At 65.1% G+C, this 13,511-nt stretch carries 11 protein-coding genes; 2 read left to right on the forward strand and 9 right to left on the reverse strand.

The genetic code is table 11. The features are described from left to right. Positions 1-86 precede the first annotated feature (86 nt). The gene (locus BLT68_RS03575) at positions 87-2,135 is read left to right on the forward strand and encodes a glucose PTS transporter subunit IIA (protein ID WP_070778173.1); all 2,049 of its coding nucleotides are present in this window, start codon (positions 87-89) and stop codon (positions 2,133-2,135) included. Positions 2,136-2,354: 219 nt separating this feature from the next. Here the strand turns inward: BLT68_RS03575 and BLT68_RS03580 are convergent, their stop codons facing one another. From BLT68_RS03580 to BLT68_RS03620, 9 genes are all read right to left on the reverse strand, one after another. Next, positions 2,355-3,185: a type I 3-dehydroquinate dehydratase gene (locus tag BLT68_RS03580; RefSeq protein ID WP_074632863.1), complete on the reverse strand. Its 831-nt coding sequence runs from the start codon at positions 3,183-3,185 to the stop codon at positions 2,355-2,357. 12 nt (positions 3,186-3,197) lie between these two features. Continuing rightward, positions 3,198-4,427, reverse strand: coding sequence for a tRNA dihydrouridine synthase DusB (gene dusB / locus BLT68_RS03585; RefSeq protein ID WP_074632966.1), 1,230 nt, complete (start codon positions 4,425-4,427; stop codon positions 3,198-3,200). Positions 4,428-4,509: 82 nt separating this feature from the next. After that, entirely contained in the window at positions 4,510-5,898 is a 1,389-nt protein-coding gene (locus BLT68_RS03590; RefSeq protein WP_074632865.1) for a glycine--tRNA ligase, read from the reverse strand. Positions 5,899-6,116: 218 nt separating this feature from the next. Then, positions 6,117-6,839, reverse strand: coding sequence for a hypothetical protein (locus tag BLT68_RS03595; RefSeq protein WP_074632866.1), 723 nt, complete (start codon positions 6,837-6,839; stop codon positions 6,117-6,119). Beyond that, positions 6,836-7,732, reverse strand: coding sequence for an ATP-binding cassette domain-containing protein (locus tag BLT68_RS03600; RefSeq protein WP_070778169.1), 897 nt, complete (start codon positions 7,730-7,732; stop codon positions 6,836-6,838). Before BLT68_RS03600 ends, BLT68_RS03595 begins: the two co-directional genes overlap by 4 nt. Then, positions 7,729-8,118 (reverse strand): GntR family transcriptional regulator, encoded by a 390-nt coding sequence (locus tag BLT68_RS03605; protein WP_050695007.1) that lies wholly within the window; start codon positions 8,116-8,118, stop codon positions 7,729-7,731. Before BLT68_RS03605 ends, BLT68_RS03600 begins: the two co-directional genes overlap by 4 nt. A 269-nt stretch (positions 8,119-8,387) precedes the next feature. Beyond that, complete coding sequence (locus BLT68_RS03610; protein ID WP_074632868.1) at positions 8,388-9,287, reverse strand: sugar ABC transporter permease; 900 nt, start codon at positions 9,285-9,287, stop codon at positions 8,388-8,390. After that, positions 9,287-10,879, reverse strand: a complete 1,593-nt coding sequence (locus BLT68_RS03615) for an ABC transporter permease subunit (RefSeq protein WP_050695009.1) — start codon at positions 10,877-10,879, stop codon at positions 9,287-9,289. The genes BLT68_RS03610 and BLT68_RS03615 overlap by 1 nt, the downstream gene beginning before the upstream one ends. Positions 10,880-11,090: 211 nt before the next feature. Then, positions 11,091-12,320, reverse strand: coding sequence for a sugar ABC transporter substrate-binding protein (locus BLT68_RS03620; RefSeq protein WP_050695010.1), 1,230 nt, complete (start codon positions 12,318-12,320; stop codon positions 11,091-11,093). Positions 12,321-12,486: 166 nt separating this feature from the next. Here BLT68_RS03620 and BLT68_RS03625 point away from each other — a divergent pair, with 166 nt between their 5' ends. Continuing rightward, entirely contained in the window at positions 12,487-13,503 is a 1,017-nt protein-coding gene (locus tag BLT68_RS03625) for a LacI family DNA-binding transcriptional regulator (RefSeq protein ID WP_050695011.1), read from the forward strand. Positions 13,504-13,511: the final 8 nt, after the last annotated feature.

Here is a 13,511-nt window from a genome sequence, read left to right on the forward strand (position 1 = left end):
GCGATGCCCCTTTAACGACCTATACGGACATGCTATTTCTCAAGTGTCGCATTCAGCGTTGAATCCCATCACGGAAGGAGTCTCCCGTGTCCGACACGGCACAGGCAATCCTCGATGCGGTCGGAGGACCCGACAACATCACCCACTTCACCCACTGCGCAACGCGTCTGCGCTTCGAACTGCGCGACGCCTCCGTCATCGACAAGGACACGGTCGAATCCATCGACGGCGTCCTCGGGGCCGTCCCGCAGTCGGGCGATCGCTACCAGATCGTCATCGGCGGAGCTGTCCAGTCCGTCTACAACGACATCATGAACCTGCCCTCCATGTCATCCGGCGCATCGGCGTCCAACGAGGACGTCAAGGCGGCGGCCCGCGCGAAGGCGCGCGGTAAGAACGCCATCGTCGATGCGTTCTTTGAATACCTCTCCGATTCCTTCCGCCCCCTGCTGCCCGTGCTGCTGGGTGCGTCCCTGATCCTGGCGTTCTTGGCGGTCCTGGACGCCCGCGGATTGGTCGACACGCGCGCGGAGACCATCCCCGCGTGGCTGGGCTACGTCAACTCCATGTGGCGCGCGGTCTTCTATTTCCTGCCGGCGATGGTCGCTTACAACGCCTCCAAGAAGCTGGACATTGACCCGTGGGTCGGCACGACCGTCATGCTGTCGCTGCTCACCCCCAACTTCCTGAGCCTGAATAACACCACCGCCTTCCCGGACACGACGTGCACCGAGACCGCGCTGGGTGCCAAACAGTGCGTCGCCCACGTGTGGGGCCTGCCTCTGCAGTTGAGCGACTACGGCGGCCAGGTGTTCGTGCCCCTGCTGATGGTGCCGATCCTGGCTCTCTTGTATAAGGCCTTGAAGAAGATCGTGCCCGCGAACGTGCAGATGGTGTTCGTCCCCTTCATTTCCTTCGTCGTCATCATGCCGCTGACGGCTTTCCTGATCGGCCCATTGAGCATCTGGATCGGTAACGGCCTGGGATCCGGCCTGGCGTGGCTCAACGGGCACGCACCCATCGTCTTCGCGATCATCATTCCGATCATCTACCCGTTCCTGGTTCCGCTGGGGCTGCACTGGCCGCTCAACGCCCTGCAGCTGGCGAACATCGCCGCGACCGGTTCCGACTTCATTCAGGGTCCGATGGGTACGTGGAACTTCGCGTGCTTCGGCGCCACGGCCGGCGTGCTCTTCCTGTCGCTGCGCGACCGCGACACCGAGATGCGTCAGACCGCTTTCGGCGCCCTGGCCGCGGGCCTGTTCGGCGGCATCTCCGAGCCATCCCTGTACGGCATCCACCTGCGTTTCAAGCGGATCTACCCGCTCATGCTGACCGGCTGCGTCGCGGGCGGCCTGGTCATCGGGATCGGTGGCGGCGCGATCACCCACACCTTCGTGTTCACGTCCCTGCTGTCGATCCCCGTGTTCTCCCCCACGGCCCTGTACAGCCTGGCGATCGCCGTCGCGTTCTTCACGGCGTTCCTGATGATCGTCTTCTTCGACTACCGCACGAAGGAGCAACGCAAGGAGGCTCGCGCCAAGAAGGCCCTCCTGAAGGAAGGCAAGGCACCCGTGGCGGCCGCGGAGGCTGCTCCCGCTCCGGAGGCTGCCGCGAAGGCCGCCCCCTCCCCCGCTCCGTCCTTCAGCGACGAGGCCGTGGCCGACCTGACGCTGACCTCTCCCCTGGAGGGCACGCTGGTCGCGCTGTCCGACGTGGCCGACGAGGCCTTCTCCGCAGGGGCTCTCGGCCCCGGTATCGCCGTGTCCCCCTCGGGCGGCACGGTCGTGGCTCCGTGCGACGGTAAGGTGTCGGTGGCGTTCCCTACGGGTCACGCCTACGGCATCAAGTCGGCGTCCGGCATTCAGGTCCTGATCCACATCGGCATGGACACAGTGAAGCTGGAGGGCCGCGGGTTTACGCCCCGCGTCGCAAAAGGTGACGTCGTGCGCCGCGGGGACGTGCTGGCCGAGGTCGACTGGCAGGTCATCCGTGACGCCGGTTACGACACGATCACCCCGATGGTCGTGACGAACAAGAAGAAGTTCGGCGAGGTGACGCCCGCACAGCCGGGTCCCGTCACCTTCGGCGACACCATCGTGACGGTGAGCCCGAAGGAAGCATCCGCTCAGTAGTTTCCTGATTCGAGGTGGGGGCGGGCCTCATGGATCTGGTCCCGCCCCCACCCGTATGGACGCATCGGGCCACCTCGACAAGGCCCATTCCCTTACCCCGAGCTGTTCTTACACCCCGGTCCACCTGGGCACGAGCCCGCGCTACCACTCCAAGTAGCGGCGCGCGTGACGAGGGGGAGGCGCCGGAGCACAGGCCCCTCCCCCTCGTCACGCGCGCCGCTACACCTCGACATGGGGTCCTTCCACCACGTCGAGGACCGCTCGCGCCTGGGGCACGGTAAATTGCCCGGGGGCAATCCCCTCCCAGCCTGGCAGGCTCGCGAAGGTCGCGGCGCTCCCCAGTGCGGAGCCGACAAGGCGCGTGGGTGTACCGCTGGATCCCATGGCGATGCCGATGACGGGGCGGTCATAGGCCTCGCGCGCCCATGCCTGCGCCGCCAGAACACGGGCGGCGTCGGTGGCACTGTGCGCCATGCAGGCGAACTTCAGGACGTCGGCACCAGCATAATTCATGGCCGCCAGCACCTCTGCGAGCTGCTCGTCGCCGGGAGTCCCCTCGAAATCGTGGAAGGAGGAGACGACCAGTGCACCGGCGTCGTGCGCATCGTCGATGAGTTCGCCAGCCCCGTCGCGCAAAATCTCGACGTCGACGCCGCCCGCCAGGGGTGCGATTCCCCGCACGAGCGCACAATACTGTTCGTCGTCCAGGTACGCCTCTCCCCCCTCCGCCCAGGTGCGGATGGTCGCCAACACGGGTACGGGCGAGGCGTCGGCGACGTAGCGGGCCATCCCCGCCAGGTCGGTTTCCACGTCCTCGGCCGCCACGAAGCGGGGGCCGACCAGCGACGACAGGAACGTATCGGCCCTCCACTCGGCGATGTCGGCGCGGCACGCGGCCAGCGCAGCTACCTGTTTCGCCAATACGTCGGCGCCCCCAATGATGGGAACGATCACCTGGGTGCGCCCGCCGAGCGTTGCCGTTTTTGCTGCTCGCCCGATGGTTGCGACTCCGGGCGCGTGATCGGGGCCGGGCATTGATGGGTGCGACATGATTCCTTCGCTCTAGTATCCGACTTCTGCCAGGTGCAGGCGAGAACGCTCGGCCTCGGTCAGGTGGGGGTGGTCCAGCCAGCCATCGGGCAGGTGGGGCGTCTTCTCGCCGCCCGCTCGCCCGCGCGGACCGCGCGCCGCGGGCGGAAACGGCTGGTCCGCGTCCAGCTCCCCCAGGCGTTCGTGCAGCTCCTGCAGGGTGGAGACCATGGACAGGGCGTGGCGCTGGGCGCCGCCGACGGCGAAACCCCTCAGGTACCAGCCAATGTGTTTGCGCATCTCTCGCAACGCGCGGGCCTCGTCACCCTGGTCGACGACACACCAGGCCGCGTGCCGCTCGATCACGCTGACCACCTGGGCCAGCGTGGGGCCGTCCGGAATGGGCGCGCCGTGGTAGGCGGCGACGATATCGCGAAAGAGCCACGGCCGCCCCTGCGCCCCGCGCCCCACGCTGACCCCGTCGCATCCGGTACGCTCCAGCATGGCCAGGGCATCCGCCGCCTCGAAGACGTCGCCGTTGCCAAAGACGGGAATGTCGAGCAGCTCCGTCAACCGCGCGATCTCCTCCCAGTGGGCTCTCCCCGCGTAGTGCTGGGTCTGGGTGCGCGCGTGCAGCGTCAGCGCTGCCGCGCCGAGCCGCTGGGCGGTCAACGCGGCGTCGGTGGCGGTCTCGTGCGCAGAGTCGATGCCGATGCGGATCTTCACGGTGACGGGGATCTGCCGACCGACTCGCTCGCCGACCCGCTCGCAGGCGCGGACGACCGCGCCCACGAGATCGGTGAAAAGGTCGCGCTTCCACGGCAGGGCAGCTCCCCCGCCCTTCTTCGTCACCTTGGGGACGGGGCACCCGAAGTTCAGGTCAACGTGGTCGGTGAGGTCGCGTTCAACGAGCACGGTGGCCGCGCGCGCCATGACGGCGGGGTCCACGCCGTACAGCTGCAGCGAGCGGACACGCTCGGCGGGATCGGGGCGCACCATGTCCAGGGTGCGTTCGTTGCCTTCGACCAGGGCGCGGCTGGTCACCATCTCGGTCACGTACAGGCCCGCGGGGGCGTCAACGCGCGGGATCGCCACGCGTCGCGGCTCCCCTCCCGCGGGGGTCTTGCGGGACGAAGCCTGGGCTCCCCTGCCGGATTCGGCGGCCCACCGGGGCACGCCGGTCGGCCGCAGGGCGTCGGGCAGGCCCGACTCTCCCATGATGCGGCACAACCGCCGGAAGGGAATGTCCGTCACCCCGGCCATGGGGGCCAGGACGACGGGCGTCCACAGGCGCAGCGGCCCCACTTCAAGCGGGGCCGCCACGGTCGAAGGGCCCTGGGTCAAGTCAGCAGCCCAGGCGTTCGACGAGGTAGGATTTGACGCCCTCAAGGGGGATGCGCACCTGCTCCATCGAATCGCGTTCGCGGATGGTCACCGCGTAGTCGTTGGTGGAATCGAAGTCGTAGGTGATGCAATACGGCGTACCGATCTCATCCTGGCGACGGTAGCGGCGTCCGACCGCCCCGGCATCGTCGTAGTCGACGTTCCACAGGTCGCGCAGCTGGTCGGCCAGCTGCGCGGCGGGGCCGGTCAGTTCGGGCTTGCGGGACAGGGGAAGGACGGCGGCCTTGACGGGGGCCAGTCGCGGGTCCAGCTTGAGGACGACGCGCTTGTCGACGCCGCCCTTGGCGTTGGGGGCCTCGTCCTCGTGGTAGGCCTCGATCAGGAAAGCCATGAGTGAGCGGGTCAGTCCGGCGCTGGGCTCGATGACGTAGGGGGTCCAGCGTTCCTTCGTGTTCGGGTCGAAGTAGTCGAGCTTGGCGCCGGAGGACTGCGCGTGAACGGACAGGTCGTAGTCGGTACGGTTGGCGATGCCCTCAAGCTCGCCCCACTGCCCGCCCTGGAAGCCGAAACGGTACTCCAGGTCGACCGTGCGCTTGGAGTAGTGGGAGAGCTTCTCGGTCGGGTGCTCGTACTCGCGCAGGTTCTCCGGGTCGATACCCAGGTCGACGTACCAGGCTTTGCGGTAGTCGATCCAGTACTGGTGCCATTCCTCGTCCGTGCCCGGCTCGCAGAAGAACTCCAGCTCCATCTGTTCGAACTCGCGGGTACGGAAGATGAAGTTGCCCGGCGTGATCTCGTTGCGGAAGGATTTGCCGATCTGGCCGATGCCAAACGGCGGCTTCTTACGCGCGGCCGTCATGACGTTCGCGTAGTTGACGAAGATGCCCTGCGCGGTTTCGGGGCGCAGGTAGTGCAGGCCGGCCTCGTCGTCGACGGGGCCCAGGTAGGTCTTGAGCAGGCCGGAGAACGCGCGGGGCTCGGTCCACTGGCCGCGCACGCCACAGGTCGGGCACGCCACGTCGGCCAGGGTCAGGGAGGTTTCCTCCACGCCCTTCTTCTCGGCCAGTTCTTCGATGAGCTGGTCCTCGCGGGAGCGCTTGTGGCAGTTGAGGCATTCAATGAGCGGGTCTGTAAAGGCTTTGACGTGACCGGAGGCGACCCACACTTCGCGCGGCAGGATGACGGAAGAGTCCAGGCCCACGACGTCCGCGCGGCGGCGCACCATGTAGTTCCACCAGGCGCGCTTGATGTTTTCCTTCAGCTCCACGCCCAGCGGCCCGTAATCCCAGGCGGAGCGGGTGCCGCCGTAGATTTCTCCGCAGGGGAAGACGAAGCCGCGACGCTTGGCCAGGCTGATGACGTTGTCGAGGCGGGAGGGTCCCTTAGCCACTTGTAACTCCTTGATACGAGGGGCACGACTGGCTGTCGTGTTGCGATCGATACTAGCCGAAACTACCCGCGCGCAGGGGGCCGAGACCCCGCGCGCCGATGAGGACCCCGCGCGGCTTGGCCAAAGGGGCACAAGAGCCCCGGCCCGCCCCGACGCGAATCGGGAACCTGGCCGGGGCCGGGTGTGTTCGGTGTCGTTCCCTCCCGGATCGCCTAGCGTCAGCCGACGCGACGGATGTGGCCCGCGGCCGTCAGGGGCCAACCCGCGGCCACGACCGCCAAGGGGATGAGGCCGAGCAGCCAGAAGGCGGGGTGCATCGGGGGCAGGTAACCACTCTTGTGAACGAGACTGAGGACCAGCCACGTGATCGGCGCGCCGATGCCGCAGATGCCTAGCGGGATCGCGACCATGAGCACGAATGCCCTCTTCCAGGTTGAGCCGATGCAGCGGGAGAGCCCTCCGATGAAACGTCCGGCTCCGTCGCTGGCGACCCAGGCGAGCACGACGAAGAGCCACGAGTCGACGCCGAGGGGGAAGGAATCGCGTCCCACGACGAAGAGCAGGGGATGGATGGCGATGAGAAGCCCCCAGATGAGGGATCCCAGACCGATGATGATGATGGAGTGCACGTAGCTCGCCGCAGTGAGTATGGGGCGCGAGCCGCCGCTCAGGGTGGAGGCACGCATGTCGATGGTCGAGCTGAGGACCCCGCAGATGAAGACGAAGATACCTGTGACGGCTGCCGAGTTGAGCGCAGCCCTGTTGTACTGCTGGCCAACGCTGGGGTCCCAGTAGTAGACGATGGAGTGTATACCAAAGTTGACCAGGAACTGGAAGGTCACGATCAGCAGGTAGAGCACCACCGTGTAGCGCGAGTCGACGAGCCCGACGCGCAGGGGCGAGGGGGAGGATTTGATGAGGTCGGGGGTTGTGGTGCTCATTGGTCGTTCTCCTGGATGAGGTAGGCGAAGGCGTCCTGGAAGGAACAGGGCGCGAGTGTGAGGCAGTGGGAGTCGATCTCGCGGTCGGTGACGCCGTGGTCGCGCAGGTCTACGACAATCTCGCGGGCGGATCCAAGCGTGCGCGAGGTGATGACGCCGATGGTGGGGTGGTCGGCCAGGAAGCGTTCCACGTCGGCGGCGTTGCCGGTGATGGAGCAAATGCGGGAGGTGAACGTCTCGACGCTCTCGTGGGCGAGAAGGCGTCCACCCTTGAGCGCAACGACATCTTCGGCAACGTTTTCGAGTTCGGAGACCATGTGTGAGGAGATGAGGAAGGTGCGCCGGGGACGGCGCCCCTCCATGGCGTCGGCGGCTAGGGTGAGCAGCTCCTCGTAGAAGGCGTAGCGGGTGGGCACGTCCAGGGGAGCCTGGATTTCGTCGAGGATAGTGATGGGGGCACCCGAGGCCAGCGCAACGGCGCCGGTGAGGATGGCGGCCTGACCCGAGGAGACCTTGCGCAGCTTCTTACGGCACCTCATCTGGAAGCCGAAGCGCTGGGCGTAGTGGTCGAAGAGCTTCTGATCCCAGGTCGAGCGCAGAGAGGCGTAGGCGACCAGTGCGGCCGCCGAGGAGTTGTCGAAGTCCCTGTCGGAGGAGGCCATGACCGAGTATCCGAGCAGGTCGTTGGGGCGCATGTCCGTTCCGTTGAGGGTCACACTTCCAGAGGTGGGTGGAAGCAGGCCTGCCAGAATCCGCATGAGGGTGGTCTTACCCGAACCGTTAGGGCCCACGAGCGCGGTGACGGTGGATTCACCACAATGAAGGGAGAGATTGGTGAGGGCTTGCTCCGCCTCTCCCGGATAGGCGTGGTTGATGGCGTTGAAGGTAATCATGAGTCTTCCTTGGTGCGAAGGTTGGCGGTGTAGGCGCGAACATGGTCGGCGATGGAGTCGATGTCGAGGCCGAGGGCGAGGCCAGCCTCGACGGCCGGGTAGAGGGTGTCGTCAACGTAGGTCGTGAGCCCCTTCTCGACCAGTGAGGCGTGGGCTCCTTGCGCGACGAACATTCCAATGCCGCGACGCTTTTCGACCAATCCCTCGTCAACGAGGATGGCGAATGCCTTCCCGGCCGTGGCTGGGTTGATGCGGTAGGTCGTGGCGTATTCCGTGGTCGACGTGAGCTGGTCTCCGTCACGAAGTGCACCCCGGAGGATCTGGGAGCGGATGTCGTTGGCGATCTGCACGTAGATCGGTATCCCCGAAACGAACATTGGAGGCATCTGCACTCCCCCTTTCCGTTCAGCGGTTCATTACATGACTAATTAACCACTGAACCAACACACTCGTCAAGCATCTCTACATTATTGAGTCACAGATCGCACTCATGGCGGCTTGAGACACCCACCCACAAGCACAAAAGCGCCAGGGACACCATCGCCTGCGCCAAGCCACCGGGCACCCCGCGCCCGCGCACACAAAAAGCCCCGGCCTCGTCCCACGGGGATACGGGACGAGGCCGGGGCTGGTCTAACGAGCGAGCCCGGTCAGCTCACTCCTTGACCGCGCCGGAGGTCAGTCCGGACACGATGTACTTTTGCAGGTACTGGAACAGCAGGATCACGGGAATCGCGGCGATCACGGAGCCGGCCGCGAAGATGCCCCACGGCGCGGTACGCGAATCCGACGCCCACATGTACATGCCGACCGCCAGCGTGAACTGGCTCTGGTCCTGCAGGACCACCTTCGCGATGACGAAGTCACCGAGCGAGGAGATGAAGCTCAGCAGGCCAACGACCGCCAGCACGGGGCGCACCAGGGGCATGATGATGGTCCAGAACGTCTGCGCGTGGGTTGCACCGTCGATCATGGCTGCCTCGTCCAGCGAGCGCGGGATCGAGTTAAAGAACCCGTACAGCAGGAAGGTGTTCGACCCAAGCGCACCGCCCAGGTAGACGCAGATGAGGCCCAGCTTCGAGTTCAGACCCAGCACCGGGAAGATGTCCTGGATGCCCAGGAGCAGCAGGAACAGGGCGACGAAGGCCAGCATCTGGGGGAACATCTGCACCAGCAGCAGGCCGGTAAGGGTACCGCGGCGGCCCTTGAAGCGGAATCGGCTGAAGGCGTAGGCGGCCGCAGCTCCCATCAGCACGGTGCCGATCGCGGTGGCCGCGGAGACGATCAGGGAGTTGAGGACCCACGACCAGTACATCGCGTACTTACCGGTGCCCAGGGATGTGAAATTCTCGAAGGAGATCTTTGAGAACAGCGAGTTCGAGCCAGTCAGCGTCGCCCCCGGGTTCAGGGACACGGACAGGACGTACAGCAGCGGGATCAGGCAGTAGATGATGGTCAGGATGGCGACGATGTGACGCCAGCCGACCTCTTTCCACCACCGCGTCCCTTTGAGGGTGGTTCCGCTCTTTTTCTTCGTCACGGTTGCAGCGCTCATCACAGCTCCTCAAGGGTCTTCGTCTGGCGGAAGCCAAGCCACGCGATCACGCCCACGACGATGAAAATGACGATGGACATGGCCGAGGCCAGGCCGTAGTTCGGGGCACCGGAGTCGATGGCGATCTTGTACACCATCGAGATCAGGATGTCCGACTCACCCACGGGGACGGACAGGCCCGGGTAGTTGGGGCCGCCGCCGGTCAGCATGTAGATGAGCGAGAAGTTGTTGAAGTTGAAGGCGAAGGACGCGATCAAAAGCGGGACCGTTGCCTGCAAAACGAGAGGCAGCTTGATAGACATCACCGTGCGCAACCCGGAGGCGCCGTCGATCTTTGCGGCCTCCTCGATGTCGCCCGGCAGGGATTGCAGGGCGCCCAGGCAGACGAGGAACATGTAGGGGAAGCCCAGCCACAGGTTGACGCCCAGGATCGAGACCTTGGCCAGCAGACCGTTCGTCAGCCACGGGATGTTTGCCCCGCCCAGGAAGACGTTGTTAATGAAGCCGAAGTCCGTGTTCAACATGCCCCGCCAGACCAGGGTGGCCAGGAACGCGGGGAAGGCGTAGGGCAGGATCATCAGCGACTGGTAGATCTTGCGTCCCTTGATGCGCTTGTCGGAGAAAACCAAGGCCAGGATGAGACCGAAGGCGAAGGTCGACAGGACCGAGAGAACCGCGAAGATGAAGGACCAGACGAGCGCCTTGAAGAAGGGGCCGGCCAGGTCGGAACTGGTGACCATGTTGCGGTAGTTATCAAAGCCGATGAAGACTCGCCAACCCGGGTTCAGCTGGTTACCGGCCGAATCGACGAACACGCCCGTCTTGTTGTCGGCGGTGTAGACCGTCCCGGTCGCGGAGTCGGTCAGCGTATCAGCCGCCGAGTCGTAGCTGTAGGTCGACTTCGCCAGGTAGGCGGTGGAGCCGTCGTCGCTCTTGTAGTACCCGTCGTTGGGGTCGGAGGAGACGGGAACGGTCAGCTTCGCGACCTCGCTCTGACGATTGAGGATCTCGTTGAGTTTCAGGATCGTGTAGCCGTCGACCTCGGAGATCATGCCGCCGGACACGGTGCCCTTCACCTCGCGCAGGGGCGTGTCGGCGTTGCCTTCCTTGAGGGTTCCCGTCGCAGGGTCGGCGACGACCAGCCCCAGCCCGGAACCCTCCTGGACGATCGCGGCCGGGACGTTCACGGCACCGGGCGCGCGTTGTTCGGATGCCTTCAGGATGGACGCGATCGCGTCATCCTTCGTTGAGTTGTGGCCCTGCCCGTAGTTGGTGAAGGACACGTAGCCCGTGTACCCCATGACAAAAACCTGGTAGATGAGCAGGAAAACCATGCCGGGAACCAGGTACTTGGCGGGAATCATCCGCTTGGAGAAGTACACCCAGTTCACCGCGAGGAGCAGCAGGGCCATAATGACCAGCACCGCCCACGACTTGACCATGTACGCCGTAAAGATGCCATACAGCCCCAGGGCATCAATGGCCATCATCAGGGCCAGTTTGATGAAAAAACCTGGCCTCATCACTTCACGAGCGTGCGAGGGTGCGTAGCCCTCTTTTTTCTTTTCCGCAGCCTTTGCGGGTTCAGACATTGTGTCCTCCACACGTGCGCGTTTGCGCGTCATTGCGACAGATCCCGCCGGGCGACGGGTCAGGGGGCACCGTCGGTGCCGATGCGCCGAGCCTCGGCGCTCTCTATCAGTATGCCCCACACCCGCCCGCCGCGCGGGAAGGCGGGTGTGGGGCTACTCGTTCGTACGGACAAGGCGCCACGCGCGGGCTGCTATCGCCCGGCGAGGCAGCTCACTTGGAGCCGATTGAGTTCTCGATGTTGGTGATCATCGTGGTCCAACCGGTGTCGGGCGCCTCGGCGCCCGTGACGATGTTGGCCTCGGTCTGGCCCCAGAACTTCCACACGGAACCCATCGCGGGGATCGCGGGGGTCAGAGCGCCGGACTGAGCGACCTTCGAGAAGTCCTTGATGTCCTGCTTGCTTGAGGCCTCGGCGACGGATGGCATCGCGGAGGCACGTCCGCCCAGGTCCTGCATCTTGGTCTGCGCCTCGGGGGTGGCCAGGAAGGAGAAGAACTGCTTGGCGACGATCGGGTTGGCGGCCTTGGAGCTCTGGTAGAACATCTGGACGCCGACGAAGGGCTGCGCGGCCTCGGAGCCGGCGGCGGGGACAGGCAGGACGGAGACGTCCATGCCGGCCTCACGGAAGGCCGCGACGTTCCACGGGCCGGTCACCGTGTAGGCGGCCTTGCCGTCAAGGAATGCCTGCTTGGCGATATCGGAGGTGATCGACGGGGAAACGATGCCCGCGTCGCCCTGAGCCTTCAGCCACTTGGCGAAGTCGGTGCCGCCGCTGCCGCCCATGGCCAGTTCGGAGGTGTACTCGCCGTCAGAGTTGGTCTTGAAGACGGGCGCACCGAAGGAGTTCTGGAACGCATAGAAGTGGTAGGCGTCACCCTTCTCGCCCATCTGGACGAGGAAGGGGTATTCGGCGCCCGTGCCCTTGCCGGAGGAGATCATGTCGTCGTAGTTCGAGGGGCTGTCCTTCGTCAGCGCGTTGTTACGCACCAGGGCGACGGACTCGATGGCGTAGGGAACACCGTAGGTCTGGCCGTTGTAGGTCACGCCCTTGACGGCCACGTCGGAGAACTGGGACTTGGCCTCGCCCAGGTCGACCGGCGCAATGACGCCGTTAGAAACCAGCGCACCCAGCTTGTCGTGTGCCATGACGATCAGGTCGGGACCATTGCCGGTGGGAACCTGGGTGGTGAACTCGGTGTCCATGTCGGATTGGGACTTTTGTACAACGGAAACCTCCACCCCGGAGGACGCGGTGAAGCTCTTGGAGAGCTCCTGCACCTGGGAGAAGCGGGTGTCGTCCGCCCAGATCGTCAGGGTCGCCCCGGAGCCCTCGCGCGAGCCGTCAGAGGACGATGAGGAAGAGGGGGTCGTACCGTTGTTGCAGGCGGCCAGGGCGGTAGCCGCCACGAAGACGCCGAGTGCTGCGATGCCACGTCGCATTGTTACTCCTGTGTTGATCGGGCCGGTCGCCTCCATCAGCGACCCGCTACATGAGCCACTGTAAACGCCTCATTTTGTTTCTGCAACAATTTTCCGAATTGTGTGCAAGCTGTTACATTTGTCGTGGAATCGGTCGCGCGCGAGCATCCAAAGGAGAGCTGAGTCGATGACGAAGAATCGCACGAGCATGGCAGACATTGCATCTCACGCCGGCGTATCGACCGCAACAGTTTCACGCGTTTTCAACGGGGTCGGCCAGGTGTCCGCCGACACGCGCCGCAGGGTCCTCACCGCCATCGACGAGCTGGGCTACGACCGCCCGACTCCCGAGCACACGAGCGACACGCCGACGATCGGCATCATCGTTCCCGAGCTGACAAACCCAATCTTCGCCACCTTTACGCACCATCTTCAGGAGGAGGTGTCGCGAGCCGGGGGCATCTCGCTGATTTGTTCCCAGACCCCGGGTGCCACCTCCGAGGTCGACCACCTCATCTCCCTCATCGAGCGCCGGATCAGCGGCCTCATTTTCGTCTCGGGCAGACACGCTGACCTCCTGGCGGACCTGAGCCCGTATAAGGATATCGCCCAGCGCGCCATCCCCTTCGCAACGATCAACGGCGCGCGCTCCGAGGTCCCCGCGCCCGATTTTTCCACGGGGGACGCTCTGGGCATCCGCGCAGCCATTACCCACCTGCACGAGCTCGGTCATTCGCGCATCGCGCTGCTGACGGGCCGCACGCACATCGTCCCAGCGCTGCGCAAGGCCGAGGCCTTTACTCAGGTGATGAGCGAGCTTGTCGGGGATCCCTCCCCCATCATCGAGGAAACCTTCTACACCTACGAGGCCGCGGCGGCCCGCACGCACGCGCTCATCGAGCGGGGCGCCACCGCGATTATCGCCGGATCGGACTTGCAGGCATTGGGCGCGGTCCGCACGATCTCCTCGATGGGGCTGTCCGTGCCCGACGATATCTCCGTGATCGGTTTCGACGATTCGTTCCTGATCAGCCACCTCGATCCGGCGCTGACGACGATCCATCAGCCCGTGCAGGCAATCGTCACGTCGGCGGTGCGCGGCCTCTTCGAGGCGTTGGCCACACCGGGCGTTCCCCCGGTGCACGCTGACTACGTCTTTTCCCCTGATTTAATCGTGAGAGGATCGACCGCGCGCGCCCGGTAGCGCCCGCT

The sequence above is a fragment of the Schaalia meyeri genome (genome assembly GCF_900105015.1).
Lineage (GTDB): Bacteria > Actinomycetota > Actinomycetes > Actinomycetales > Actinomycetaceae > Pauljensenia > Pauljensenia meyeri.